29 protein-coding genes are annotated in these 26,254 nt (G+C 66.5%); 20 read left to right on the top strand and 9 right to left on the bottom strand.

The annotated features are described in order from the left end of the window. On the bottom strand, window positions 1–1,011 hold the full coding sequence (locus UC32_RS14215) for a GAF and ANTAR domain-containing protein (protein ID WP_235423674.1): 1,011 nt from the start codon (window positions 1,009–1,011) through the stop codon (window positions 1–3). Window positions 1,012–1,343: 332 nt separating this feature from the next. Between UC32_RS14215 and arfA the strand changes: the two genes are divergently transcribed. From arfA to UC32_RS14160, 11 genes are all read left to right on the top strand, one after another. Next, the gene (gene arfA / locus UC32_RS14210) at window positions 1,344–2,879 is read left to right on the top strand and encodes an arabinosylfuranosidase ArfA (RefSeq protein ID WP_045731849.1); all 1,536 of its coding nucleotides are present in this window, start codon (window positions 1,344–1,346) and stop codon (window positions 2,877–2,879) included. A gap of 60 nt (window positions 2,880–2,939) precedes the next feature. Continuing rightward, window positions 2,940–3,527, top strand: coding sequence for an HhH-GPD-type base excision DNA repair protein (locus UC32_RS14205; RefSeq protein WP_045731848.1), 588 nt, complete (start codon window positions 2,940–2,942; stop codon window positions 3,525–3,527). Continuing rightward, window positions 3,527–4,531: a LacI family DNA-binding transcriptional regulator gene (locus UC32_RS14200; RefSeq protein WP_045731847.1), complete on the top strand. Its 1,005-nt coding sequence runs from the start codon at window positions 3,527–3,529 to the stop codon at window positions 4,529–4,531. Before UC32_RS14205 ends, UC32_RS14200 begins: the two co-directional genes overlap by 1 nt. Before the next feature lie 230 nt (window positions 4,532–4,761). Then, window positions 4,762–5,064 (top strand): urease subunit gamma, encoded by a 303-nt coding sequence (locus UC32_RS14195; protein ID WP_045731846.1) that lies wholly within the window; start codon window positions 4,762–4,764, stop codon window positions 5,062–5,064. 9 nt (window positions 5,065–5,073) lie between these two features. Further along, window positions 5,074–5,427, top strand: coding sequence for an urease subunit beta (locus UC32_RS14190; protein ID WP_045731845.1), 354 nt, complete (start codon window positions 5,074–5,076; stop codon window positions 5,425–5,427). After that, the gene (gene ureC / locus UC32_RS14185; RefSeq protein ID WP_045731844.1) at window positions 5,424–7,196 is read left to right on the top strand and encodes an urease subunit alpha; all 1,773 of its coding nucleotides are present in this window, start codon (window positions 5,424–5,426) and stop codon (window positions 7,194–7,196) included. Before UC32_RS14190 ends, ureC begins: the two co-directional genes overlap by 4 nt. Window positions 7,197–7,214: 18 nt before the next feature. Beyond that, the gene (gene ureE / locus UC32_RS14180; RefSeq protein ID WP_045731843.1) at window positions 7,215–7,700 is read left to right on the top strand and encodes an urease accessory protein UreE; all 486 of its coding nucleotides are present in this window, start codon (window positions 7,215–7,217) and stop codon (window positions 7,698–7,700) included. A 150-nt stretch (window positions 7,701–7,850) separates the two neighbouring features. Beyond that, window positions 7,851–8,519 (top strand): urease accessory protein UreF, encoded by a 669-nt coding sequence (locus tag UC32_RS14175; RefSeq protein WP_045731842.1) that lies wholly within the window; start codon window positions 7,851–7,853, stop codon window positions 8,517–8,519. Between the two features lie 30 nt (window positions 8,520–8,549). Continuing rightward, entirely contained in the window at window positions 8,550–9,167 is a 618-nt protein-coding gene (gene ureG, locus UC32_RS14170; RefSeq protein WP_045731841.1) for an urease accessory protein UreG, read from the top strand. A gap of 146 nt (window positions 9,168–9,313) precedes the next feature. After that, window positions 9,314–10,144 (top strand): urease accessory protein UreD, encoded by an 831-nt coding sequence (locus UC32_RS14165; protein ID WP_045731840.1) that lies wholly within the window; start codon window positions 9,314–9,316, stop codon window positions 10,142–10,144. After that, window positions 10,144–11,193 carry a HoxN/HupN/NixA family nickel/cobalt transporter gene (locus UC32_RS14160; RefSeq protein ID WP_045731839.1) on the top strand — a complete coding sequence of 350 codons (1,050 nt, stop codon included), beginning with the start codon at window positions 10,144–10,146 and terminating at the stop codon, window positions 11,191–11,193. Before UC32_RS14165 ends, UC32_RS14160 begins: the two co-directional genes overlap by 1 nt. A gap of 60 nt (window positions 11,194–11,253) precedes the next feature. Here UC32_RS14160 and UC32_RS14155 read toward each other — a convergent pair whose 3' ends face one another. The 5 genes from UC32_RS14155 to UC32_RS14135 form a co-directional block, all read right to left on the bottom strand. Continuing rightward, a complete protein-coding gene (locus tag UC32_RS14155; RefSeq protein WP_045731838.1) occupies window positions 11,254–11,700 on the bottom strand; it encodes a transferase in 447 nt (148 codons plus the stop codon). A gap of 94 nt (window positions 11,701–11,794) precedes the next feature. Continuing rightward, entirely contained in the window at window positions 11,795–12,454 is a 660-nt protein-coding gene (locus UC32_RS14150; RefSeq protein WP_045731837.1) for a GntR family transcriptional regulator, read from the bottom strand. 112 nt (window positions 12,455–12,566) lie between these two features. After that, the gene (locus UC32_RS14145) at window positions 12,567–13,586 is read right to left on the bottom strand and encodes a transketolase family protein (RefSeq protein WP_045731836.1); all 1,020 of its coding nucleotides are present in this window, start codon (window positions 13,584–13,586) and stop codon (window positions 12,567–12,569) included. Then, the gene (locus tag UC32_RS14140; protein WP_045731835.1) at window positions 13,583–14,506 is read right to left on the bottom strand and encodes a transketolase; all 924 of its coding nucleotides are present in this window, start codon (window positions 14,504–14,506) and stop codon (window positions 13,583–13,585) included. Before UC32_RS14140 ends, UC32_RS14145 begins: the two co-directional genes overlap by 4 nt. 36 nt (window positions 14,507–14,542) lie before the next feature. Next, window positions 14,543–15,880, bottom strand: a complete 1,338-nt coding sequence (locus UC32_RS14135; RefSeq protein ID WP_045731834.1) for an MFS transporter — start codon at window positions 15,878–15,880, stop codon at window positions 14,543–14,545. Window positions 15,881–16,066: 186 nt separating this feature from the next. On the opposite strand from UC32_RS14135, the gene UC32_RS14130 reads away from it, so the two are divergent. The 6 genes from UC32_RS14130 to UC32_RS14105 are packed head-to-tail and all read left to right on the top strand — an operon-like array spanning window position 16,067 to window position 20,727. Then, window positions 16,067–16,891, top strand: a complete 825-nt coding sequence (locus tag UC32_RS14130; RefSeq protein ID WP_045731833.1) for a sugar phosphate isomerase/epimerase family protein — start codon at window positions 16,067–16,069, stop codon at window positions 16,889–16,891. 41 nt (window positions 16,892–16,932) lie between these two features. After that, window positions 16,933–17,706, top strand: a complete 774-nt coding sequence (locus UC32_RS14125) for an SDR family NAD(P)-dependent oxidoreductase (protein WP_045731832.1) — start codon at window positions 16,933–16,935, stop codon at window positions 17,704–17,706. 45 nt (window positions 17,707–17,751) lie between these two features. Beyond that, window positions 17,752–19,515, top strand: coding sequence for a dihydroxyacetone kinase family protein (locus UC32_RS14120; protein ID WP_045731831.1), 1,764 nt, complete (start codon window positions 17,752–17,754; stop codon window positions 19,513–19,515). Continuing rightward, a complete protein-coding gene (locus tag UC32_RS14115; RefSeq protein WP_015935638.1) occupies window positions 19,512–20,003 on the top strand; it encodes an RpiB/LacA/LacB family sugar-phosphate isomerase in 492 nt (163 codons plus the stop codon). Before UC32_RS14120 ends, UC32_RS14115 begins: the two co-directional genes overlap by 4 nt. Window positions 20,004–20,017: 14 nt before the next feature. Further along, complete coding sequence (locus UC32_RS14110) at window positions 20,018–20,287, top strand: hypothetical protein (protein ID WP_052690592.1); 270 nt, start codon at window positions 20,018–20,020, stop codon at window positions 20,285–20,287. After that, window positions 20,287–20,727 carry an SRPBCC family protein gene (locus UC32_RS14105; protein ID WP_045731830.1) on the top strand — a complete coding sequence of 147 codons (441 nt, stop codon included), beginning with the start codon at window positions 20,287–20,289 and terminating at the stop codon, window positions 20,725–20,727. The genes UC32_RS14110 and UC32_RS14105 overlap by 1 nt, the downstream gene beginning before the upstream one ends. Here the strand turns inward: UC32_RS14105 and UC32_RS14100 are convergent. Further along, window positions 20,705–22,264: a carboxylesterase/lipase family protein gene (locus UC32_RS14100; protein ID WP_052690591.1), complete on the bottom strand. Its 1,560-nt coding sequence runs from the start codon at window positions 22,262–22,264 to the stop codon at window positions 20,705–20,707. The genes UC32_RS14105 and UC32_RS14100 overlap by 23 nt on opposite strands. On the opposite strand from UC32_RS14100, the gene UC32_RS14095 reads away from it, so the two are divergent. Continuing rightward, window positions 22,263–23,123, top strand: coding sequence for a GAF and ANTAR domain-containing protein (locus UC32_RS14095; protein WP_235423673.1), 861 nt, complete (start codon window positions 22,263–22,265; stop codon window positions 23,121–23,123). The two genes, UC32_RS14100 and UC32_RS14095, sit on opposite strands and share 2 nt — an antisense overlap. Here UC32_RS14095 and UC32_RS14090 read toward each other — a convergent pair. Then, window positions 23,108–23,398: a hypothetical protein gene (locus tag UC32_RS14090; protein WP_045731828.1), complete on the bottom strand. Its 291-nt coding sequence runs from the start codon at window positions 23,396–23,398 to the stop codon at window positions 23,108–23,110. The genes UC32_RS14095 and UC32_RS14090 overlap by 16 nt on opposite strands. A 99-nt stretch (window positions 23,399–23,497) precedes the next feature. Between UC32_RS14090 and UC32_RS14085 the strand changes: the two genes are divergently transcribed. Then, entirely contained in the window at window positions 23,498–24,214 is a 717-nt protein-coding gene (locus tag UC32_RS14085) for an AAA family ATPase (protein WP_045731827.1), read from the top strand. 52 nt (window positions 24,215–24,266) lie between these two features. On the opposite strand, the gene UC32_RS14080 is transcribed toward UC32_RS14085, so the two are convergent. Then, window positions 24,267–25,172 carry a methyltransferase family protein gene (locus tag UC32_RS14080; protein WP_235423672.1) on the bottom strand — a complete coding sequence of 302 codons (906 nt, stop codon included), beginning with the start codon at window positions 25,170–25,172 and terminating at the stop codon, window positions 24,267–24,269. A 279-nt stretch (window positions 25,173–25,451) separates the two neighbouring features. Here UC32_RS14080 and UC32_RS14075 point away from each other — a divergent pair. After that, window positions 25,452–26,254, top strand: an 803-nt coding sequence (locus UC32_RS14075; RefSeq protein WP_235423671.1) for a nucleoside hydrolase, incomplete at its 3' end; no start/stop codon positions are given.

The following is a 26,254-nucleotide window of genomic DNA, read 5'->3' as shown; positions in this document are numbered from 1 at the left end:
CTAGTGCCCGAAGTGGGATTGCGGGGGACCCTCGGGCAGCCGCTCGAGGATGTCCTCCGCAATCCGCCGGACTTTGATGTTCCTGTGGCTGGAGGCTTTGGCCAAAATGGAAAACGCCTCGTGGTAGGAGCACCGGTTCTGGGCCATGATGACGCCGCACGCCACGTTGATGGAGGTGCGGCTGTCCAATGCCGAGCGCAGGTCCGACGCCATGGAACGGGCTGTATGCAGGTCCAAGGCCATTCGCAGGCTCCGCGACGCCAATCCGGCGAACGCCCGGGCCTCGGCGATCACCTGCAGCGGGAAGGCCTTGGAATCCGGGGCAAAGAACGCAAGGGCGGCGTGGGTTTCTCCGTCCGGCGCATCGTCGGCCGGGCCCGTCGACGCGGGATCGCGTCCACCGTCAAGCCGCAGCCGTATCCCCAGGACGCTGCCAAAACCGGCATCCTGCAGCTCGCTGCAGTAGCGCGGCCAGCGGAAATCCCCGTGCCGCTGAAGAACCGCCACGGGATGGCCACCGGCCAGCACTTCGCTGGTGGGACCCTCCGCTGCCTGCTGCTCCCACGCCATCATCCGCTCAGCGTCCCGGGATGTCCCGGTAATGGCGGGGGACCGGCGCGGCTGGGTCAGCACCACTGCGCATTCGATCTGCGCGCCAGCCTGCTGAAGTGTCCCCGCCTGCTGCGCACCTGCCACCGACCGCACCGCAGCGGCAACCAGCCTGTCCAGTGAATCGGTCAGCGAATCTGCACCGGTGACCAGGTCAAGCAGCATCGCCTGGCTGCCGTCACTCCCGGTGGCCTGCGCTGCTTTCGGGACCGCGCCAGCCGCAGCCTGCGTGCTGGTGCGCGGCGCAACAGTCGGCAACCCTGCGGCAGGCCGCGGGCCGTGAAGGCGTGAAGAAAGAAGAGGGCCGGCGACGGCTGGGGGAGAGGCCTTGGTCTCAAAGGCCTCCTCGTCGCCGGCCCCGCTCAGTACCCGGGTCCGTTGACCCGGGAAGTTTGGGCTCACCTGTCGTGCGTGCATTGCCACTCTCACACCCCCTGGTGAGCTAAGTCCTGCCGGGACAGAAACACGCCTTGTCCCTGTGAAAAACCTAGTGGGCTGGCCGGGGGCCGGAGAATGAGTAACGGTACTCGACTTTCAGATTAGGTATTACTTGGATACTCGAAACCGCTACTTGCTTTGCGCATAGCCGCAGGTGGGATGCCCGGCGCCTCTCCGCGACCCGGCCCCGAGGCGAAAAAGATTCTCTCCGGCGACCATTCAGCGGCGCACCCTTGACTCAGATAGCCGCAACGCCAACAATGTTTTCTATAACGTTGTAAATTTAGAGAACGAGGATGTTTTTCGTGGCAACCCCAGAACCGGCAACAGCCAAAGTAACCCTTGACCCGGCCTTCACCGTCGGCCCCGTCCGGCGCCGCACATTCGGCGCCTTCGTGGAGCACCTTGGCCGATGCGTCTACACCGGCATCTTCGAACCCGACCACCCCGATGCCGACGAGGACGGGTTCCGCCGCGATGTCCTGGGTTTGACGCGGGAACTCGGCGTCTCCACCGTGCGCTACCCCGGCGGCAACTTCGTCTCCGGCTACCGGTGGGAGGACGGCGTGGGGCCGAAGGACCAGCGGCCTGTACGCCTCGACCTGGCCTGGCACTCCACAGACCCCAACCTGGTGGGCGTGGACGAGTTCGCGGCGTGGTCCGTCAAAGCCGGGGTGGAACCCATGATGGCCGTCAACCTGGGAACCCGCGGCATCCAGGAGGCGATGGACCTGCTGGAATACTGCAACATCGACGGCGGTACCGAGCTTTCTGACCAGCGCCGCGCCAACGGTGCGCCGGACGGCTACGGCATCAGGATGTGGTGCCTGGGCAACGAGATGGACGGCCCGTGGCAGATCGGCCACAAGAACGCCCTCGAATACGGGCGGCTGGCGGCGGATACGGCCCGCGGCATGCGGATGATCGATCCGGACCTCGAACTGGTGGCCTGCGGCAGCTCCGGTCCCACCATGGACACCTTTGGCGAATGGGAGCGCGTGGTCCTGTCCGAAACCTACGAGCTGGTGGACCTGATCTCCGCCCACCAGTACTTCGAGGACTTCGGCGACCTCCAGGAACACCTGGCCGCCGGTCACAAGATGGACGCCTTCATCAAGGACATCGTCAGCCACATCGACCACGTGAAATCGGTGAAGAAGTCCACCAAGCAGGTGAACATCTCGTTCGATGAATGGAACGTCTGGCATATGAGCCGGGCAGAGTCCAAGGCGCCCTCCGGCAAGGACTGGCCCGTAGCCCCCGTGCTGCTGGAGGACACCTACACTGTGGCGGACGCCGTGGTGGTGGGCGACTTGCTGGTCACCCTGCTGAAGAACACGGACCGGGTCCATTCCGCGAGCCTCGCCCAGCTGGTCAACGTCATCGCCCCCATCATGACCGAACCCGGCGGCCGGGCCTGGAAGCAGACCACCTTCCATCCCTTCGCCCTGACCTCCCGGCACGCCGCCGGCACTGTCCTGCAGCTCGCCGTCGAATCCCCGCTGGTCAGCGGCGGCACCACGGCAAACGTGGCAGCGCTGTCGGCCGTAGCAACCTTCGACGCCGACAAGCGCGAGGCCGTGGTGTTCGCCGTCAACCGCTCGGCAACGGACGCACTCACCCTGGACGCCGCCGTCGCCGGCCTGGGGAACGTCCGCGTGGTGGAGGCGCTGACCTACGCCAACAAGGACCCGTACTGGCAGGCAACCGCCGATGATTCGACGTCCGTGGTGCCTGCGGAAAACGTCACGGTCAAGGCCGACGGCGGCCGCCTCACCGCTGAGCTCCCGGCAGTGTCCTGGTCCATGATCCGCCTGGCGGTGGGCAGCTAGCACCCCGGGGCGGTGACGGCGGGGGCGTCCTTATGACGACGGCGGCCCGCAGGTGGGAGGATGGACGGCATGGAGCTGCACATCACGGGGGACCCCGCCGCGGACAAGTTGTTGAGTGAGGACGCCTTCGCCCTGCTGACCGGCATGCTGCTGGACCAACAGGTAACCATGGAATCGGCGTTCGCCGGGCCGGAAAAGATCAGGACCCGCATCGGGTCCGTCTCTCCGGAAGCCATTGCCGGCCACGATCCGCAGGCCTTCGTGGAGATGTTCAAGGAACGGCCCGCCGTGCACCGGTTCCCTGGTTCCATGGCGGCCAGGGTCCAGGCGCTCGCCGAAGCAGTGCAGAATGACTGGAACGGCGACGCCACAGCCATCTGGACCCAGGGCGAGCCCAACGGTGCAGAGGTACTGAAACGGCTCAAGGCCCTGCCCGGGTTCGGCGACCAAAAAGCCAAAATCTTCCTGGCGCTGCTGGGCAAACAGCGCGGCCTGCAGGCGCCGGGCTGGCGGGAAGCCGCCGGCCACTACGGCGAGGACGGTTCGTACCTGTCCGTGGCGGACATTGTGGACCCCGAATCCCTGGTGAAGGTGCGGGCCAGCAAGCAGGCGGCCAAGGCCGCGGCGAAGGCAGGAAAAGAAGGTTAATGGCAGTAACCATGAACGACGTTGCGAAGGCTGCGGGTGTCTCACTCAAGACCGTTTCCAACGTCCTGAACAACTATGAGTTCATCCGTCCCGCCACCAAGCAGCGGGTTGAGGATGCCATCGCGGAACTGGGCTACGAGGCCAACCTCACCGCCCGCAGCCTGCGGTCCGGCAAGACCTCCATGCTGGGCCTGGTCCTCTCGGACCTTTCGGCCCCCTATTACGCCGAGCTCGCCTCGAAGCTGATGGACGCGGCAACCAAACACGGCTACCGCGTCCTGGTGGAGCAGTCCGCCGCGGAAGGGGCCGCCGAGCTGAACGCCCTCGAGGGCCCGTTCCGGCAGCTCACGGACGGACTGCTTTTCACCCCGCTCTCCATAGGCGCCGACGCCATCGCCGAGCGGGCCGGAACGAAGCCCCTGGTGATGCTGGGTGAGCACATCATGGACCCGCGGTTCGACCTGGTCACTATGAAGAACCAGGAGGCTGCCGCAGCGCTGACCTCCCACCTGCTGGCGGGAGGTCGGCGTCGTATCGCCGTCCTCGGCGCCACCCCGGAGGAGTCCACCGGCACCGCCGGGCTGCGGCTCAACGGCTACCGCGCCGCCCTGAAGAACGCCGGAATTCCCTTTGACCCGGCGCTTGTGGCACCCGCTGAGTGGCGCCGCGATACCGGCGCCGCCGCCGTCGCAGGCCTGCTGGAGGCGGGCGTGGAGTTCGACGCCGTCTTCGGCCTGAACGACGTCTTGGCGCTCGGCGCAATGCACGAACTCCTGATCCGCGGCGTCCGGGTACCGCAGGACGTGGCCGTGGCCGGCTTCGACGACGTGGACGAAGCCCGCTTCGCCTCACCGTCCCTGACCACAGTCTCGCCCGGGATGGACGAGATCGCCGAACGGTCCATGGCGCTGCTGCTGGACCGGATCGCCGGCCGCGAAACCGCCGACGCCGGAGTGCACGTTGAGGCCGAATTCCAGCTGAGGATCAGGGAGTCCGCGCCCTAGCACCCGCCGTGCCACCGCCCGGTACGTCAGGCCGCTGAGCCTCCCCGCTTTTGAGCGAGGACGACGGCGTGTCCGGCGAATCGCCGTCGTCCGCGCTTCTTTTGAAGTCAAAGGTGGGGAATTTCAGCGGGTCCGCGCCCGGGCGTCCGGATGATGGACCTGAAACCTGGCGGAAACGTGCGGGGCCTACTCTGAATCCACGCTGTCCGTCGGCCGTTGAAGGGACCCGCATGCATCTGATGCCACGTGAGCAGGAAAAACTCATGATCGTGGTGGCCGCCGACCTCGCCCGGCGCCGCCAGTCCCGCGGCCTCAAGCTCAACTACCCCGAAGCGGTGGCCATCATCAGCTACGAACTGATCGAAGGCGCCCGCGACGGCCGGAGCGTCGCCGACCTCATGAGCTACGGCACCACGCTGCTCGCCCGCGAGGACGTCATGGAAGGCGTCCCCGAGATGATCCACGACGTGCAGATCGAGGCCACGTTCCCCGACGGCACCAAGCTGGTCACCGTCCACGATCCCATCCGCTAAGGAGCCGCAGTGATTCCAGGAGAATACGTCCTCCGGCCGGAGCCCGTGACGGCGAACGCGGGCCGCGACGCCATCGAGCTGTCCGTGACCAACACCGGCGACCGGCCCGTGCAGGTGGGCTCGCACTTCCACTTCGCCGAAGCCAATGCTGCGCTGGACTTTGACCGGGCGGCAGCCCGAGGCCGGCGCCTGGACATCCCCGCTGGGACGGCCGCCCGGTTCGAACCCGGGGATTCCCGCAGCGTCCGGCTCATCGAATTGGCGGGGTCCCGCGAGGTGTTCGGGCTCAGCAACGCCGTCAACGGAAAGCTCGACGGCGGCCCCCGCCCGGGCGGGTCAGCCACCGGAAGGGACACCAAGTGAGCTTCGAGATCCCGCGCCGGCAGTACGCCGACCTGTACGGCCCCACGACGGGTGACAAGATCCGTCTGGCCGACACCGAGCTGTTCCTTGAGATCGAGAAGGACCTCACCGTCTACGGCGAGGAAGTGGTGTTCGGCGGCGGCAAGGTGATCCGCGACGGCATGGGCCAGAACGGCCAGGCCACTCGTGACGGTGACCGCCCGGAAGACGATGTGCCGGACACCGTCATCACCAACGCCGTCATCCTGGACTACACCGGAATCTATAAGGCGGACGTTGCCCTGAGGGACGGCCACATCCTGAGGATCGGCAAGGCCGGCAACCCGCAGATCACCGACGGCGTGGACATTGTGATTGGCGCCAGCACCGAGATCATCGCCGGGGAACGCAAAATCCTCACCGCCGGCGGCATCGACACGCACATCCACTTCATCTCTCCGGACCAGGTGGCCACGGCCCTGACCAGCGGCGTTACCACCATGATCGGCGGCGGCACCGGCCCGGCAGAAGGCACCAAAGCCACCACCGTGACTCCCGGCAAGTGGCACATCCACCGGATGCTGCAGGCCGCCGAGGCGTTCCCCATGAACATCGGCCTGTTCGGCAAAGGCCACGCGTCCGCCGTCGAACCCCTCGCCGAGCAGATCCGCGCCGGCGCCATCGGCCTGAAAGTGCACGAGGACTGGGGCTCCACCACGTCCTCGATCGACATGTCGCTGACCGTCGCCGATGCATACGACGTCCAGGTGGCCATCCACACCGACACCCTCAACGAGTGCGGCTTCGTGGAAGACACCATCCGCGCCATCAACGGCCGCGTGATCCATACCTTCCACACCGAAGGCGCCGGCGGCGGCCACGCACCGGACATCATCAAGATCGCCGGGATGCCGAACGTCCTGCCCGCCTCCACCAACCCGACGCTGCCGTACACGCGAAACACCATCGAAGAGCACCTGGACATGCTGATGGTGTGCCACCACCTCAACCCGGACATCCCCGAGGACGTGGCCTTCGCCGATTCCCGCATCCGCGCCGAAACCATCGCCGCCGAAGACGTCCTGCAGGACTTGGGCATCTTCTCCATCACCTCCTCCGACTCCCAGGCCATGGGCCGGGTGGGTGAGGTGATCACCCGCACCTGGCAGGTGGCGGACAAGATGAAGAAGCAGCGCGGAGTTTTAGCGGCCGACGGCGGCACGGACGTTGGTGCCGACGGCTCGGCTTCCGGGCACGGCAGCGCCGGGAGCGACAACTTCCGCCTCAAGCGCTACGTGGCCAAGTACACGATCAACCCCGCGCTGGCCCAAGGCATCGCGGACACCGTCGGGTCCGTCGAAGAAGGAAGATTTGCGGACCTTGTCCTCTGGGACCCGGCCTTCTTCGGCGTCAAGCCCGAACTCGTCCTCAAAGGCGGGCAGATCGCCTACGCGCTGATGGGCGACGCCAACGCGTCCATCCCCACGCCGCAGCCCCGCACCATGCGGCCCATGTTCGGTGCCTTCGGCAAAGCTGTTCAGCAGTCCTCCATCACGTTCCTGTCCAAGGCCGCCATCGAGGCGGGAGTGGCGGAGGAGCTCGGGCTGGAGAAGGTCATCCGGCCCGTCTCCGGAATCCGGAACCTCACCAAAGCTGACCTCAAATACAACGACGCCACGCCAGACATCCAGGTGGACCCCGAAACGTACCAGGTCACCGTGGACGGCGAGGACGTCACCTGCGAACCCGCCGACGTGCTCCCCATGGCGCAGCGCTACTTCCTCTTCTAACTACTCCGGAGAACCTGCATGATCATCGACAAAGTCCTCGGCAACCTCCACGACCTGCCCGAAACCGACCTCGCCGCCTACACCGGGCTCCACCGCGAGAAAGTGGTCCTGCCCAGCGCCCAGCTGGTCAAACGCATCCAACGCGCGACGACGGACCACGGCAACGAAATCGGCATCCGGCTCCCGTCCGGGGCCGGGGACCTCCGCGACGGCGACATCCTGCACGTGGCCGACGCCAACATGATCGTGGTCTCCGTCCTGCCCACCGACGTCCTGGTCATCGCCCCCCGCACCATCCACGAAATGGGTGTCACCGCACACTCCCTCGGCAACCGGCACCTCCAGGCACAGTTCTTTGACTCCGAGTCCGAGTACGGGGCGGCCGTCATGGTGTGCGCCTACGACCACACCGTCGAGGACTACCTCATCCATGCTGGAGTGCCTTACACCCGCCAGGAACGCGTCCTGCCTGTGCCTTTCCGCCATGCTGAACATTCGCACTGATAACCCTGTCGGCGCGCTGGGCGCTCCTCGAGGTGTCCGGGTTGGCTGCGCCGCCCCGGGATGGGGGCCGTGCCCGCTTCGCGGTGCCCGCCACGCCGCGGCCCCCATCCCCGGGCGTCGCTTGGGTTCGTCGCCTTGGGTGCGCCTTTCGTGAGCGGGTATCAGCTCGCCCTTCAGCAGCTCACTGACTCTGCGCTTCCTACTGGGGCTTTTGCTCACTCCCTGGGGTTTGAGACGTACATCGATCGGGAGCTCGTTTTTGATGAGGAGTCGTTTGGACGCTGGCTCTCCGCCTTTGTCGCGCAGTCTTTGACCTACTCTGATGGGTTGGCTGTTCGGCTGCTGTATGAGGGTGGTGAGCTGCGGGAGCTTGATGCTCTCCTGTCCGCCTCCCTTTTGCCGCGGGAGGTTCGGGATGCCTCACTCAAGATGGGCTCCCGGCTGCTCGAGATTGGGACTGAGGTCTTTCCCTCGCCCGCGCTGGAACTGTACCGGGACCTGGTGGCCACCGGCCGGGCTGCCGGGCACCAGCCGCTGGCGTTCGCCGTCGTCGCCCGCTCCCTCGGGGTGCCGCTGCAGGAGGCGCTCGCCGCCTACCTCTTCGCCACCGTCACGTCCCTCAGCCAGAACGCTGTCCGCGCCATCCCGCTCGGCCAGAACGCCGGGCAGCGGGTGCTGCGCAAAGCGCACGACGACGTCGCTGCCGCCATCGGGGCGATCGCGCACCTCACGCCGGACGACCTAGGCGCCGTCAGCCCCGGACTGGAAATTTCACAAATGCGGCACGAACGCCAACGTGCCCGGATGTTCATGAGCTAACCGTGCATACCGCTTCACAGGAGGAACACCATGACTGAACCCATCAAGATCGGTATCGGCGGGCCCGTCGGCGCCGGTAAAACCCAGCTCGTGGAGCGGCTCACCCGGCACATGAGCGGCGACATCTCCATGGCCGCCATCACCAACGACATCTACACCATCGAAGACGCCAAAATCCTTGCCGCCAACGGCATCCTGCCCGTGGACCGGATCATCGGCGTCGAAACCGGCGGCTGCCCGCATACCGCTATCCGCGAAGACACCTCCATGAACACCGCCGCCATTGACGAGCTCAAGGCGAGGCACCCCGACCTGCAGGTCATCTTCGTCGAATCCGGCGGCGACAACCTCTCCGCCACCTTCAGCCCCGAACTCGTCGACTTCTCCATCTACATCATCGACGTGGCCCAGGGCGAAAAGATCCCCCGCAAAGCCGGCCAGGGCATGATCAAATCCGACCTCTTCATCATCAACAAAACCGACCTCGCCCCCCACGTCGGCGCGGATTTGTCGGTCATGGCGAAGGATTCACGGGAGTTCAGGGGCGATCGTCCATTTTGCTTCACCAACCTCAAAACTGACGAGGGCCTCGAAAACGTCATCGAATGGATAAGGCATGACGTGTTGATGCTTGATTTGGCGCAGTAGCCATGGCGTCTCTCCACGTGCACGAAGGTGACGTTCGCGCTGAGGCGGCGAGGCCGGATTTTGGGGCCGCGGCGTGGCGGGCACCGCGGAGCGGGCACGGCCCCAAATCCGGCGAAGCCGCCGGACGCAACCACGGACAGTCACCGATGGGGCGGCTCGAGCTTGGCGTCACTTTGCGGGGCGGACGGTCGGTTGCCTCACACCAGTTCCATGAGGGCGCTCTTCGGGTAATGCGGCCGCATTATCTTGATGACTCCGGACAGGTTTGCTATGTGGTCGTGAATCCTGGCGGGGCTTATCTTGGGGCGGACCTCTTTGTCATTGATGTAGAGGTTGGTGACTCTGCTTCGCTGCTGCTGACTACGCAGTCCGCTACCAAGGTTTACCGGACTCCGGGCTCTTTTGCTGAGCAGCGGATGGCCGTGCGGTTGGGGGAGGGGGCGCGGCTGGAGCTGATGCCAGACCAGCTCATTGCCTACCGCGAGGCCAGCTACCGGCAACGGACCTCCGTGACGCTGCGGCCGTCGTCGTCCCTGGTCATGGCCGAGGTGGTAACGCCCGGATGGTCGCCTGACGGCGCTGCCTTCCGCTACGAGGAAGTGCGGCTGCGGAACGAGATCTGTATCGAAACGGACGCCGGAACCCAACTGTTGGCGCTGGACAATCTGCTGATCCGCCCGCCGCTGGGTGACGTGACCGGGCTTGGCTTCATGGAGGGCTTCAGCCACCTGGGCTCCCTGGTGGTGGTGGACGCCCGGGTGGACCAGGAACTCGCGGATGAGCTGCACCACCTCACGGCGGGATACGACGCCCGGACCGGCATCTCACTGACCCGGACCGTTGCCGGAACCACCGGGCTGGTGCTGCGCTCGCTGTCCAACAGCACCGGCGAACTGAACCACCTGCTCGCCGCCTGCGCCGACCTCCTGAGAGTACGCTGGCACGGGCAAGGCCCACTGAACCTGAGGAAGCACTGATGACGGCCCTGGCAAACATCGCAACCCTGTACCGCCACCGGGAAACTCTGCCCTTCCGGACCCGCCTGCTCGCCACCTTTGGTGCTGTGGCCGCCCTGCATGTTGCCGCCGTCGTCCTCCTCACCGCCGGTTCGGCAACCGCCGGCGCGCCCCTGGCCCTTGGCCTGGTGCTGACCGCCTACGTGGCCGGTGTGAAGCACAGCTACGACTGGGACCACATCGCCGCCATCGACAACTCCACCCGCAAGTTCGTCGCCCAGCGGAAGGACCCTGTCAGCGTGGGGTTTGCCTTCAGCCTGGGCCATAGCTCCGTGGTGGTCTTGGCCGGGCTGCTGGTGGTTGCCGGCGCGGCGGCGATAGGCCAATTCATGGAAGAGGGGACCACGGGCAACCACGTGCTGGGCCTGATCGGCAGTGGTGTGTCCGGGCTTTTCCTGCTGGCCATGGGCCTGTTCAACGGGCAGGCGTTCCTGCGTGCAGCGCAGGTCTACCGCAGGGTGCAGGACGGGGCCGCGGTCCGGGACGAGGACCTGGAAAGCCAAGGATTCGTTGCCCGGCTCCTTGCCAGGCCCCTCGCCCGGGTACAGCGGCCCCGGAACATCTACGTGATCGGCTTCCTGTTCGGGCTCGGCTTCGACACGGCCACCACCATCGGGCTGCTGGTGGTCACCACCGCCGCGTCCCTGGCCGGGGTGTCCCCGGTGGCGCTCATGGCGCTTCCCCTCGCTTTCACAGCGGCGATGACCCTCTGCGACACGGTCAACGGCGTGGCGATGATGCGGATGTACAGGTCAGCGATCCACAGCCCCCAGCGCAGGCTCGGGTTCAACGCGCTGGTTACAGGCGTTTCAGCGCTGTCGGCACTGTTCATCGCCGTCATCACGCTCGGCGGGTTCGCCAACGCCGCCTTTGGGCTGGGTGATCCGCTCACCAGCTGGTTGGGGGAGATCGACCTGGGTGAAGCCGGACTCCTGCTGGTGGCGGCCTTCCTCGCCGTCTGGGGCGGGGCGGCCCTCAAATCGAGAAGGGCCGTCAAAACCTCCGCCTGAAACGGAGCGCGTTGCCAAACTGTCAGGGACCGGTTCCCACGTCCGGGTGCGGCCCTGGGCTCAGGCGGCGAGGCCCCGGCTCGGTTTGCGGTGCGGGCGGCTCTTGGGAGGTGCTGCAGCCTGCGTGCCCTGCAGCTTCTGGCCGCCGTCAGGAATGGTGGTGTCCGAGTGGAGGTGCATTCCGTGCCCAATCAGTACACCGGAACCGATGCGGGAATGGCTGCCGATGTTGGCGCGGTTGCCGATCACCGTGGCGCGGCCAATGCGGACGCCGTCGCCAATCACCGTCCGAGCGCCGATCTTGGCTTCCCGGTCAACCCAGCTGCCGTGTCCAATCCGGCAACCGGCGCCGATCACCGCACCATGCTCCACGTACGTCATCGGGCCGATCCGGGCGCTCTCGGCAACAACGGCACCGGGAGAGACGAAACCCCCGCCGTTGGCATGCCGGACATACCTGGTGACCTTGCCGGCGTCGTCCTCTACTGATTCAAACTTTGTGCTCATCACATCCCTAACCAACTGGCGCGTTTCCTACCGCACAGTAAGTTAACGGTTGACAGCCCGCAGTGATTCCCTGGAACGTGGCCGGACCGAAGGCCTAGGAGACGAGGTTCGCGGCGGCGGAGTCCATGTGTTCGAGGATGGTCTTCCGGGCCAGCCCGGCGTCGCCCGTATCGATGGCGGCCACGATGTCCCGGTGGCGGTCAACGCTCATGTTGCTCACACCCTTTTCCAACCCGGCGAACATGATGGACATCCTGATGGAGCCCTCCAGCGATTCCCAGGAGTGCAGCAGCGTTTCGTTGCCGGTGAGGCGGCACAGGGTCCGGTGGAACTCGAGGTCCGATTCGATCCGCTCCTCAAGGGTCCCGTCCGCTGCCGAACCCATGGCGTCGATGGCGGCGTGCAGCGACTCCGTGACGTGCTGGCGGTCCGCCAGCTCGCACAGCGTCCGGGCGGCCAGCGATTCCAGCGCGGCGCGGACGGCATAGATGTCCCGGATTTCCTTCTCGTCCAGGTGCCGCACGGACAGGCGGCCGCGCGGTCCGGCAGAGAGGAGGCCCTCCTGTTCCAGCTGCCGCAAAGCTTCCCGGAGCGTGCCCCGGCTGATCTGCAGCATTTCGGACAGCTCGGTTTCCACCAGGTGCCGGCCCGGCGCCAGCTCGCCGCTGGTGATGGCGGTCCGCAGCGCCGAGAGGGCCTGCTCGCGCAGGCTTTTCTTTTGCAGTCCCAGCAGCGGGGCTGTCAGTCCGGCCATGGCATCCGTCCTCAGTGTCATAAGTCGACTGTTTACAGTCGTAGTTCGATGGTACGGCAGAAAGCGCGGCACCGGCCGGGACCGGTGCCGCGCTTTCTGCCAGCCATGATGCTCAGCCGAGTTCGGCGAGGACCTTGGCGACGATGCGGTCGGTGGCGAGCCCATACCGGTCGTGCAGGGTGGGGAGGGCACCGGCATCGAGGAACTGGTCCGGCAACCCGACGGGAACCACGCGCTTGCCGACTCCGGCGGAGACGACGGCGGAGGCAACGGTTTCGAACAGGCCGCCCACTACGGAGTGGTTCTCCAGGGTGACGGCGAGCCGGTCCGTGTTGATTTCCTTCAGGACCGTCCCGGCGTCGAACGGCTTGATGGTGGGGGCGTGCACGACGGCGACGTCCACGTTGTGTGCCGCCAGTGCCTTGGCTGCCTGCAAAGCACGCATGGTCATCAGCCCGGAGGAGATGAACACGACGTCGTTGCCGCCGCGCAGCACCTTGGCCTTGCCGAGCTCGAACGTGTAGCCGTACTCGTCCAGGACGGTGGGCACGTTGCCGCGGAGCAACCGCAGGTAGGTGGGGCCCTCGGACGCTGCGAGCTGCGGCACGGCCTGTTCGATGTCGATCGAGTCGCAGGGGTCCACGATGGTCAGGTTGGGCATGCCGCGGAAGATCGCCATGTCCTCGGTGGCCTGGTGGCTGGGGCCGTACCCGGTGGTCAGGCCGGGCAGGCCGCCCACGATGTTCACGTTCAGGTTCGGTTCCGCCGCGTCCAGGCAGAGGAAGTCGTAGGCGCGGCGGGCAGCGAACACTGAGTAGGTGGACGCAAACGGAACCAGCCCGGTCTCGGCCAGGCCCGCGGCTGCGCCGAACAGCAGCTGCTCCGCCATGCCCATCTGGAAGAAACGCTCCGGAAACGCCTTGGCGAAGATGTGCATGTCCGTGTACTTGCCCAGGTCCGCGGTGAGGCCGACGATCCTGTCGTTCTCCTGCGCTGCCTTGACCAGCGCGTGGCCGAACGGCGCGGATGCGGTTTTTTGGCCGGGGTCGGCGAATGATGCGATCATTGCCGACGTCTTCAGCTTGGGCTTGGCGGCCGCCGTAGTATTAGGGGCCTCGGTGGTGGTGCTCATGCTGAAGCCTTTCCTTCATAGCCGGCGGTGAGCTGCTCGCGGCAGATCTGCCATTCGTTCTCTTCGATGCGCATGAAGTGCGCCTTTTCGCGGTTTTCCAGCAGCGGCACACCGCGTCCCACCTTGGTGTCGCACAGGATCACGGAAGGACGTCCGACGGCGGCGGCCTGGGCAGCAGCGTTGTCGAACGCTGCGAGCAGCGCGCCGACGTCGTTTCCGTCCACCCGCTGGGTGTACCAGCCGAAGGACTCCCACTTCTCGGTCACCGGCTCGGTCCGCAGGACCGTGTCCGTCTTGCCGTCGGCCTGCAGCGCATTGATGTCCACCATGGCGGTCAGGTTGCCCAGCTGGTGGTGGTGCGCGCCCATGGCGGCCTCCCAGGTGGAGCCCTCGTCCAGCTCGCCGTCGGACAGGAAGTTGAACACCCGCGCCGATGATCCCTGGTAGCGCAGGCCCAAGGCCATGCCGACGGCAATGGTCAGGCCGTGGCCCAGGGAACCGCCCGAGATTTCCATGCCCGGCGTGTAGGTGGACATCCCGGACATCGGCAGCCGCGAATCATCCGAGCCGTAGGTTTCCAGTTCCTCCACCGGGACGATCCCGGCTTCGGCCAGGGCAGCGTAGTGGCCAATGGCGTAGTGGCCGGTGGAGAGCAGGAACCGGTCGCGGGCTTCCCAGTGCGGGTCCTCCGCGCGGAAGTTCAGCTGGTCTCCGTAGACCGTGGCGAGCATGTCCGCGGCGCCGAGGGCCTGGCCCACGTAGCCCTGGCCCTGGACTTCGCCCATGTTCAGGGCGTGGTGCCGGATCCGGTAGGCGGCCGCGCTGATCTTCTCCACCCGTTCCGGGGTCACCGCGGTCTGCAGTGTTTGTCCCTGCAGTGTTTCTCCCTGCAGGGCGGCCTGGACGGTATCTGTAGGCATTACTGGCTCCGTGTTCGTTGCGTACGTGGCAGTCATTCAGGCGTTGACGGTGTTGGGGGTGCTTTTGGTGGCTTCTTCGGCCAGTTCGCGCTCCCGCTTGCCCCAGGTTTCCCGGGTGGCCACCGCGGCCCAGAGGCCGATCAGGGCGTAGGCGCCGAAGAGCAGTGCCGGGCCCATCCAGCCGAAGCTGACGAACAGCAGGGTGGTGATGAAGGGGGTGAAGCCGGAAACCATGGCCGAGATCTGGTAGGCCAGGCTGGCGCCGGAGGCGCGGGTCTTCGCCTGGAAGAGTTCCGGGAACCAGGCACCCTGCGCGCCGGCGAGGGAGTTCTGGCAGACCGCGTAGGAGATCACGATGGTGAGGATGATCGCGATGAACAGGCCGGTGTTGACCAGCAGGAACATCGGAATGGCGAACAGCGCGGCAAAGGCGGTGGACCAGATGTAGAGCGGGCGGCGGCCGATGCGGTCGGTCAGTGCGCCCCAGGCCTGGGTGGCGAAGATGCCGATGGCCGAGGCGATGCAGAGGGCCACCAGGGTCTGGCTCTTGTCCGCCAGGTGCTGGCTGTTGATGTAGGAAATCATGTAGGTGATGGACACGGCGTAGCCTGCGGTTTCTGCGACGCGGAGGCCGATGCCCTTGACGATGTTGCGCCAGTCGGTCTTGATGACCTCCACGATGGGGGACTTCACAATGTCGCCGCTGTCCTTGACCTCATCGAAGACCGGGGACTCGGGAACCTTGGAGCGGATGATCAGGCCCACGGCCACCAGGACGATGCTGGCCAGGAAGGGGATGCGCCAGGCGAGCTCGCCGCCGAGGTTGACGCTGAAGAGGAAGGTCAGGTTGGCCAGCAGCAGGCCAACCGGGAAGCCGGCCTGGACGATGCCGGTGTACTTGCCCTTGGCTTTCCAGGGAGCGTGCTCGTAGCTCATCAGGATGGCGCCGCCCCATTCCGCGCCGAAGGCTAGGCCCTGGACGATGCGGACGAAGACGAGCAGTGCCGGGGCGAGAAGCCCCACTGCGGCGTAGGTGGGCAGGAGACCGATGGCAAAGGTGGCCAGGCCCATCAGGATCAGGGAGGCCACCAGGACGGGCTTGCGGCCCACTTTGTCGCCGAGGTGGCCACCGATGATGCCGCCCAGGGGACGGGCGGCGAAGCCGACGCCAAGCGTGGCGAAGGAGGCGAGGGTGCCGGTGACGGGGTCGCTTCCTGGGAAGAAGGCGGTCCCAAAGTACAGCGCAGCGGCGGTGCCGAAACCGATGAAGTCATACGTCTCGATCACAGCGCCCACGCCGGATCCAATGGCAACGCGCTTGGCGTCCTTCGTTCCGTGGACCGGACCGCGCATGGTCAGAGCATCTTTGCTCATGGTTGGTTCCCTTTCGAAAAGCGGGCTAAGGAAGTCGCCGCTGTCGACTGTTAACAAATGATAGCTCCCAGTGTGACCCCCATCATGCTCACTGTCAACAGTCAACTTTACGGGTTGACTGTTGACAGTTAACGAAGCTACTGTGGTCGGCATCACTACTGCTCCGCACGAACCAAGGGATCAACGATGTTCCATTCCAGACTCGGATGCTCGTCCATCAGCTTCCGCCACCAGGATCTGGGTACTGCCCTGCGCACCATGAAGGAGCTGGGGTTCGAGGAGATTGATCTGGGTGCCCTGCCCGGCGTCTGCGACCACGTTCCCTATGAGCTGGATGAGGCCGCGGTTGCCGCGGTCTCGGCGCAGGTGAACGCCTCCGGGCTCCGCGTCCGTTCCGTCAACGGGGACATCGGAGACCTGAACGCCGTGCTCGACGCCGACGCGGCAGTCGCGCGGCAGCGCCACCTCGACGCCCTGCTCACCCTGACATCCAACATCGGCGCGAAGGCGCTGGTCCTGCCTTGCGGCGCCCTTAGCCATGAACCGGTCCGCAGCGAAGGCGAGGACCTGGACCTCATCGCCGCCCAGCTCATCGGTGCCGGACAGCGGGCGGCGGAGTTCGGCGTCGAACTCTGGACCGAGTCCCTGCATTTCCTGCGCTTCTGCTGCAACCTCAAGCGTGCGGGCCTGCTGGCCGACCGCCTCGCCGGTTCCGGCGTCGGAATCGTCATGGACTTCAGCCACATTGTGGCGTCCGGCGAGGACATCCAGGACTACCTGGACTTCCATTCCGGGCGCATCAGCCACGTGCACCTTCGGGACGCCGTGCCGGGGAACATCAACCTCAGCATCGGCAACGGCCAGGCGGACTTTGCCGGCGGCCTGAAGCGGCTCGCCGCGCAGAACTACGCCGGCCACTTCTCGCTTGAACTCGAAACCCGGGACGTCACCAACGACGAACGTCCCGCCGCCGCCGCCAAGGCAGCAAGCTTCATCACCGACCTCATCTGAACGACTTCACCGATTTACAAACAACTCAAGGAGCACCCACCATGACCACCACCCAGCGCACCGCCGTCCTCACCGGAGCCACCTCGGACCGGGGCATCGGCATCACCACCGCCCGCCGCTACGCCCGGGAAGGCTGGGCCGTCGTGATCCTGGACCTCGACGGCGAAAAGTCCGCCAAGGTCGCCGCCGAGATCGGCAACGAATTCAACGTCCCCGCCTACGGCCACGAGATCGACGTCGCCAACGAAGCCTCCGTCACCGCAGCCCAGGCCGCCGTCGCCGCCGAGGTCGCCGCAGGCAACCTCCCCGTGGTGGGCGCGCTCGCCAACATCGCCGGCATCACCTCGCCCGTCCCGTTCCTGGAAACCACCCTTGAGCTGTGGCACAAGGTCATGGACGTCAACGCCACCGGCACCTACCTGGTGAGCAAGGCCTTCCTGCCGGACATGATCGAGAACGGCTGGGGCCGGATCGTCAACATGTCCTCCGTGTCCGCCCAGCGCGGCGGCGGCGTGTTCGGCAAGGTCCCCTACTCGGCAGCCAAGGCCGCCATCCTCGGTTTCACCAAGGCCCTGGCCCGTGAACTCGGCACCACCGGCGTCACGGTCAACGCCATCACCCCCGGCGCCGTGGACACCAACATCCGCGTGGGCAGCACCGACGAACAGGAAGCCGCCATCAACGCCGGCATCCCGCTGGGCCGCAACGCCACCACCGAGGAAGTGGCCTCCGTGATCACCTTCCTGTCCTCCGAGGATTCCGCGTACCTCACCGGAACCGTGGTGGACATCAACGGCGGAAGCCACATGCACTAAGGGCCCGCAGCCCTTCCGGACCCCTCCCACGCCAGAGAGCCCACCATGACAAAGATCTTCAATGACCCCTCGGACTTCGCCGAGGAAGCCCTCGCCGGCTTCTGCGACATCCACTCCGGACTGGTCCGCCAGGTTCCCGGCGGTGCTGTCCGCCGCTACCGGCCCGCCCGCCCCAAGGTGGCGGTCCTTGCCGGCGGCGGCTCCGGCCACTACCCGGCCTTCGCCGGTCTGATCGGCACCGGATTCGCCGACGGCGCCGTGGTGGGCAACATCTTCACCTCACCGTCCGCGCAGCAGGCCTACTCCGTGGCCAAGGCCGCCGAGTCCGGCGCCGGCGTCGTCTTCACCTACGGCAACTACGCCGGCGACGTGATGAACTTCGGCATGGCCAGCGAGCGGCTCGCTGCCGAGGGCATCGCCGTGGAAAACGTCCTGGTGACGGACGACATCGCCAGCGCCCCGCCGTCGGACATCGACAAACGCCGCGGCATCGCCGGCGACTTCACCGTTTTCAAGGTGATGGGCGCCGCCGCCGAAACCGGTGCAGAGTTGGCCGAGGTGGTCCGGCTGGGCCGCAAGGCCAACAGCCTGACCCGCACCATCGGCAGCGCGTTCGGCGGCTGCACCTTCCCGGGCGCCGAGGCGCCGCTGTTCACCCTTCCCGAGGGGCAGATGGGCCTGGGCCTGGGCATCCATGGCGAGCCCGGCCTGCACGACACGGACCTTCCCTCGGCCAAGGAACTGGGCCAGGAACTGGTGTCCCGGCTGCTCGCCGAGACACCGCCCGGAGCGGGCCAGCGGATCGCCGTGATCCTTAACGGGCTCGGCTCCACCAAGCACGAGGAACTGTTTGTCCTGTGGGCCACTGTGGCGCCGCTGCTGCGCGCCGCCGGCTACACGCTGGTGATGCCCGAAGTGGGCGAGCTGGTCACCAGCCTGGACATGGCCGGCGTGTCGCTGACCGTCACGTGGCTCGATGAGGAACTTGAGGAGCTGTGGGTTGCTCCGGCGGAGACGCCCGCCTACCGCCGCGGCACCGCGACCGCTGAAGCCGGTGCGTCCGCCGGGGAGGAAGCGTACGACGGCGGTTCCTCCGCATCGGCGTACGTCGCCACGGACGCCTCCCGGGAATACGCCGCAGCCTGCGTGGCGGCCATCGACGCTGCCCGCACCTCCCTGCACGACGCGGAGGAACGCCTGGGCCGGATGGACGCCATTGCGGGGGACGGTGACCACGGCCGTGGCATGGTCCGTGGCGTGGATGCCGCGGCCGTCGCCGCATCGGCTGCCTTCAGTGAAGGTGCCGGCGCTGGTGATGTGCTCGCAGCCGCCGGAGACGCCTGGGCGGACAAGGCCGGCGGGACGTCCGGTGTCCTCTGGGGAGCGGGACTGCGCGCCTTCGGCGAGTCGGTGGGCAACACCACTGCACCCGGAGGTTCGGAGGTCGCCGCCGGAGTGGCCGCCTTCGCGGACCGGATTGTCGAACTGGGCAAGGCCGAAATCGGCGACAAGACCATGGTGGACGCGCTGCTGCCGTTCACCTCCTTCCTCAGCAGCCAGGTAGCGCAGGGGACGGCTCCGGAGGATGCCTGGGCCGCTGCCGCCCGGGAGGCCGCCCGCGCCGCCGAAGCTACGGCCCAGCTGCTGCCGCTGAAGGGGCGGGCCCGTCCGCTGGCCGAGAAGAGCCTGGGCACCGCAGACCCGGGGGCCACCTCCCTGGCCATGGTGTTCGGCGTCATGGGGCCGCACTTCGCCGGGGGCATCCCGGCAGTACAGGACAACACTTCCCGGGAAAGCGTCGGGGCATGAGCACGGAAGGACAGGCCATGGGGCTGAGGCTGATTGTTGGCGCTGATGAAGCCGGCGTCGATTACAAGGACAGGGTGCTGGAGGACCTGCGCAACGATCCCCGGGTCAGCGAGGTCATCGACATTGGGGTCAACCGCGGTGATTCGCCTGAGGACTTCACCAGGCCGTATCCATATGTGGGCATCGCTGCCGGTGAGATGATCCGGGACGGCGCTGCCGACCGCGCCATCCTCTTCTGCGGCACCGGAATCGGCGTGGCAATCGCCGCCAACAAGGTGGAAGGTATCCGCGCCACCGCGGCCCACGATTCCTTCTCCGTTGAGCGCTCGGTTCTGTCCAACGACTGCCAGGTGCTCACCATGGGCCAGCGGGTTGTTGGCATTGAACTGGCCCGCAGGCTCGCGAAGGAATGGATCGGCTACACCTTCGACCCGGGCTCTGCCTCGGCCGGCAAAGTCAAGGTCCTCAGCGACTTCGAGTCCTGCTAGGCAGGAGGGGTGCCGTGGATTCGTACCCGTATTCGGAGTGGGCCCGCCTGATCGGTGTCCCGGTGGAGGTCCGCCTGGATCACCGGACAGTGCGCTCCGGCGTGGTGGACAACGCCATGCCGGACTCATCCGCCGTGTGGCTTGCCGGGGATGCAGCCGGCGGGCGGGAGCTGTTCACGGCGGCCGACGGATACGAACTGTGGATCAGCCCCCGGCAGCTGGGTGGCAGGCTTTGCTACAAAATGGCTGCCTCCCAGCTGGAGGGTGCTCCTAGACTGGGGTGATGATCACAGTCGCCGGAAGTGTGGAAACCAAATTGTCCGCCGAGAAGGCCTTTGCCTTCCTGAGTGAATTCGAAAACACCAGCAAATGGGACCCGGGCACCCCTGTGATGGACAAGATCACGCCCGGACCCGTGGCAGTGGGCCACAAGTACCATGCTGAAGCTGAGTTCCGGGGGAAACGCCAGGCGCTGACCTACGAAGTCATCGAGCTGACGGGCAGCCACATCAAACTGCGCGGGGAGAACAAGACAGTGGTGTCCTTCGATTCCATCGATGTCAGCCCCAACGGCGCCGGTTCCGTGGTGAAGTACACGGCCGAGTTCAGCATCAAGGGGCCGGCCAAGATCATCCAGCCGCTCCTGAAGCCTCTGTTCATGCAGCTCCGCGACCCTGCGTTGAAGGGCCTCCGGGACACCCTCAACTCACTGGCTGCTGCCTGACCTGGTTTGCGGCAAAGAACACCCGAAGCCCGCGCCGGGGGTCCGCCTCCGGCCGGGGCGGGTCGTTGAGGACCATGGTGTGGCGTTGCTGCCCGTACTCCGGCCACTCCAGGCCGGGCTGGTCAGGAGCCCCGGTGCGCGCGAAGGCCGCCCAGGCTCCACTTATGGCGTCGCTGAGGGCCTGCGGAGCTTTGCCCCGGGTCAGGTAGGCGGAGTCCGGAGAATCCAGGTGCCGGAACACGAACGGAATTTCCAGCGTGTGGCAGGAGCCCAGCTTTCCGCCCATGGCCGGGCTGGGCCAGGTGAACAGGTAGGAGAAGGTCCTGCCGTCCGCCGTACTGCGTGCTGACTGCAGCCTCGCATCAAGCAGGTTGTTGCTGGGCTGGCGGTACACCGCATCGGCAATGGCCGCCTCCAGCAGTTCCTTCCCGCGGGGCTCGCGCGCCAGCACCGCCGCAAGTGCCTCCGCGTATCCCGGGGCGCAGTCGCCAGGCAGGCCACCGGCGGACAGGACCGCGGCGGCCCGGTCCGGGTAATCAGGATCTTCGGGCCGGTCCGGGCGCATTTCGACGGCGAAAGACCCCTCGTTGAGGTTGGTGCCCACCAGCAGGTCCACGCCGCTGTTGAGCCCGTTCCGGACGGCGTCCAGTGGAGGTTCCGGTAGGGAAGGGGTGCCCACCGTTGGCTGGAAGGGGAGCGGCACCGCGTAGTTTTCGGCGGCGATGCGCCCTTCCAGCTGCTGCTGCGCTGCCAACAGCCGTTCCACCGGGAGGGCGGGCAGCTCACCTACTGACGATTCGTCCAGGCCGCAAAGCCGCAGGAATTCGGCTGTTACCCGCGCGGACGCCTCCGGTGTGCGGAAACGCTCCGCGGTGCCGCTTTGCATGATGGCCCGGTTGAAGAGGCCTTCCGACGCCGGCATGCCCAGCAGGGTGCCGATGGCTGCCGCGCCCGCCGATTCCCCGAACAGGGTCACGTTGTGCGGGTCGCCGCCAAACCCGGCGATGTTGTCCCGCACCCAGCGCAGCGCCTCAAGCTGGTCCAGCAGGCCGAGGTTGGACGAATCCTCGAAACCCTCGCCGAGCAGATGTGCCAGGAGGAGGAAACCGAGCGCACCCAGCCGGTAATTGATGGCTACCACCACCGTGCCCGCCGCTGCGGCGAGGCGGGCGCCGTCGTACATTCCGTCACTGTTGGCCCCCATCAGGTAGGCGCCGCCGTGAAACCAGACCATTACCGGCCGGGCCGTCCCGCCGGTGCCCGGCGTCCAAACGTTAAGGTTCAGGCAGCCGTCTTCGCTCCAGGCCAGCGGGGCCTCATCCGGGTCAGCGGCGTCCGGGTTCTGAGGGGCTGCGGCTCCATATTCGGTGGCGTCCACCACGCCGGCCCATGCGGGCAGCGCCACTGGTGGGCGGAAACGCAGTTCCCCCGACGGCGGCTGGGCATAGGGGATACCGAGGAACCGGTGCACTGGGGCGCCGTCCACGGCCAAAGTGGTTCCGCGGAACGTTCCGCCATTGCTGGAGGCGAGCTTCATGATTGACACCTTACGGGGTGTCCGCGGGTACGCTGAGGACTACCGTTCGGCAGTGGGCGGCCATGGTGCGCCATGGCTTATCAATTGTGTCCGGGAGGAAAGACTTGTGGTTGACACCGGGGTTTCGGGTGGCGAGGTTTTCGCCGATGTTGCAGCCCACGTGCAGGACCTTGTCCTGCAGAGTCCGGATGTGGTCCGGCTCCTGGACAGCCTTGCCCTCTACGCGGTATCCCGGCTGGGCAGCGTAGGCCGGGAACTGTTCTGCGGCATCTCCGTCAACCGCCCCAAGAAACCCACAGCAGCGGCCGCCAGCGACACCAGGGCGAGGATGCTTGACCAGCTGGAACTCAAACACGGCCAAGGGCCTGCAGATTCCGCGGTCAGCAGCGCAGCCACCATGCACGTCAGTGACCTGCGGGAGGAAACGCGGTGGCCGGACTACGCCGCCGCGGCCACACACCAGGGCGCCTATTCCGTGCTGGCCATGCCGCTGCAGCTCGAGGGTGAGGACCGCGGTGTGCTGGTCCTGTACAGCGGGCAGCCTGGCGCTTTCAGCCCCGGCGCAGTTGCCATGGCCGAGGCTTTCACGGAGCAGGCTGCCAAGGGCCTGGCCCTGACACTGCGGATGGCGAAGCTCCAGGACACCAAGGACGGCCTGAGCGCCGCCATGCAGACGCGGACTGTCATCGACCTCGCCACCGGTGCCATCATGGCTCAGAACCGGTGCAGCCAGGATGAAGCGTTCAAGGTGCTGAGGGAAGCCTCCAACAGCCGGAACATGAAGCTGCGGGACGTCGCCTCGCTGGTGGTGTCCTCGGTTGCCGGCGGCGCGAAGACGATCACCTACTTCGACGAATAAGGATCCTTCGGTTCCACGGGAAGCACCGTCAGCGGTGAAGTGCTGTATGGCGCCCTGACCGCCAGGTCCGCCTCGGCACAGCACTCGTTCACGGCCTGGGACAGGGCATCCCGTTCCTTTTGCGGCAGTGCACCGGATTCCAGGCTGTAATTGCGGATGTCCTGTTCGGAGGCGTCTCCGCCAAGGGCCACATAGTCCAGCCACAAACTGCCGATGTCCAGGTTGTGCAGCCTAATGACCGCCCCGGTCAGGGCCTGCTGGTCCGCCTCATCCATTGTCCCTCCTAGCTTGGGGAGATGATCTCCACCGGGATTCGGAACCGGGAAGCCCGCGGATGGGTCCTGATTGAAGTTTTTTCCTGTGAGAATGGGTCCATGGATCCCGGCACCTATCCCATCCGGCGGCTGGTGGAAAACCCCGGCAATGTCCTGGACCGCGGCCGTTGGCCGGCCGACCTGCCACTTGTGGCCCAAATCCTGGCGACGGGCCTGGACCTTGGCCCGGCAACGATCCTGGTGGGGGAGAACGGTTCGGGAAAGTCGACGCTGGTGGAAGCCATCGCCCTGGCCTACGGGCTGTCACCCGAAGGCGGGTCAACTGGCGCGCGGCACTCCACCCGGCCCACCGAATCGGTACTGGCCCAGCACCTGCAACTGGTCAGGAACGCCGGTGCCACTCGCCGTGGGTACTTTCTGCGGGCCGAAACCATGCATGGCTTCTTTACCTACCTGGAAAACAATCCCGGAGTCCAGGACGCCGCCTTTCACGATATGTCACACGGGGAGTCCTTCCTGGAGCTGGCGGTCAGCCGGTTCCGCGGACGCGGGCTGTGGGTCCTGGACGAACCGGAATCCGCACTCTCCTTCTCCGGCTGCCTCAGCCTGCTGGCCATCTTGAAGGAGTTGCTGGCCGAAGGGAATTCACAGGTGGTGATGTCCACCCACTCGCCGCTGCTGGCTGCGCTTCCCGGTGCGCAAATCCTGGAAGCAGGTTCCTGGGGGCTGCGGGAGCGGGCCTGGGAAGACCTGGACCTCATCACCAACTGGCGCAACTTCCTGGATTCACCCCAGCGGTACCTGCGGCACATCTGACGGCAGCGGGGGATGTGTCCGTTTCCGGGCATGGCAGCCGCCGGGGAATGCCCTATACCCGTCGGAGGGTGGGGAGCCAGCACGGTACTGCCTCGCGGTATGCCTCGAAGCCACTGCCGAAGCGGGCCTTGAGGTCGGCTTCCTCAAGGGGCCGCACCGCATAGTTCCACACCACCGACCCCAGGACTGCGTAGCCCACCACGAACCAGGAGTGGAGCATGAGGCCAACAGCCGCGCCCTGGACAACGCCTGCCACCGCCATCGGATTGCGTATCCAGCGGTACGGGCCGGCAACCACCAGGGTAGTGGCCATCGCAGCGGGCAGCGGCGTCCCGTTTCCCTTGGTGGACATCGAAATGGCAGACCAGATGCCCAGCGCGCTCGCCAGGACCAACATCACCAGGCCGGCCGCGCCTGCTGCCTGGGGAAACCCGGCAGCCAATCCCCAGCGCCGCTCGAGGAAGTCAAGGAACAGGGGCAGGAGTCCCAGGAAGAAGCCCCAGAAGAGGATGATCTGGCCGAAGGTGGCAGCCATGTGGAGCCGGGCGTCCCGCTGGCGGGCGGGGCGGAACGCAAACGGTCCGCGGATAATCCACTCAACGGGAATGCGTCCCCACCAGGCCAAGCAGAGGGCCGCGGTTGAACCGGCGGCCGCGGCTGCCATGACAAGGGCTCCCGCGCCCGCCTGCATTGTGACAGTGGCATAGGCGCCGAGTGCAATGGTGACGGTGGTGGACCATGCGGCAACCACGGCGGCAGCGGCCCGGACACCGGCGGCCGCCACGGCGGACCCCAGCACGAAAAGCGGGATGTCGAAAGCGGCGACCAGGGCGGGATTGAGGGTGCCAAGGGTGGCGGTGCGTATGGTGGGAGACACCGCAACGGCGGCCCACCACAGGGCTCCGGCCAACCCCTGCAAGGCGAAGTACACCCTGCCCCACCTGATGAACCGCGGCACGGATTCCCCCCCCCGAATCTTTCCAAGCATCCCTCGCGGATGCTGTATGTTCCGCCCCGCCGGCCGCAAACGGATACCGGAGCTTTCCAGTGAATGAAAGCCCCGGCCCCCGGGTTGCGGTGCGGCGGCAAGACTTGTTCCTGAGACTACCCGTCGGACCGGGCAGGCGATGCTGGTGCACCCGGACGCCCGGCCACACCGACGCCAGGGCAGATTGACGCCCGGCGAAGCGAAAGGACCAGGATGGACATGATTCGGGTTGAACCCAAATGCAGGGTGATGATTGACAACGATTGGGCGGGTGATCCGGACGGGCTGGTGGGGCTGGCCCACCACGCGCTGTCCCCGGCCAACCGGATCGTCGCCGTCACGGCATCACTGACGAATCCCATGTTTGGGCCGCCGGAGGGCCGGGCCTTGGCCGGGGCGGATTTGGCGGCGGACCTGCTGCAGGTCCTGAAGGTGCCGGCCCCGTCCACCGTCCACGCCGGACCGGACGCCCCTTTCACGGGACAGCCGCGGGAATCGGAAGCGGCCCGGGCCATCATCGAAGCCGCTGCCGGACCGGCCCGGGACGGCCTTCCACTGATCCTGGTCTGCGCGGGTCCCCTGACGAATGTTGCCGATGCCCTCCTGCTGGAGCCTGCCATCGCATCGGCGTTCACGCTTGCATGGGTGGGCGGAGCGGAGGTCAACGGCGACGAATACAACTACTTCACCGACCCCGCCGCCGCGGACTTCGTCCTGGGCAACAAGGACCTTGCCGTGTGGCAGTTTCCGGCTGAAACGTACCGTCGCATTGTCGCCCCGGTGGCGGAGCTGGACCAGCTGTTCCGCACCGCCGGGCCGGCAGGTGCCTGGTTGTGGGAGCTTTTCCACGGCTTGGACGTGCCGGACTTCGTGAAGTTCGGGCCGCTGTGGTGCCTGGGGGACAGCGCACCCTTGGTGGTGACAGGGCTCGACGACGTCACCTCCACGTTCACGGAGACGGGCACCCAGCCCCCGCGCCGCACTTACACCTCCGTGGATACCAGGCTGATCATGGCCGATTTCGCGGCGCGCCTTCGCCTGACGGCCCGCCA

The sequence above is a fragment of the Pseudarthrobacter chlorophenolicus genome (assembly GCF_000962805.1).
GTDB classification, from domain to species: domain Bacteria; phylum Actinomycetota; class Actinomycetes; order Actinomycetales; family Micrococcaceae; genus Arthrobacter; species Arthrobacter chlorophenolicus_A.
Note: the sequence above shows the minus strand (reverse complement) of the source record. Positions and strands in the feature narration are given on the sequence as shown.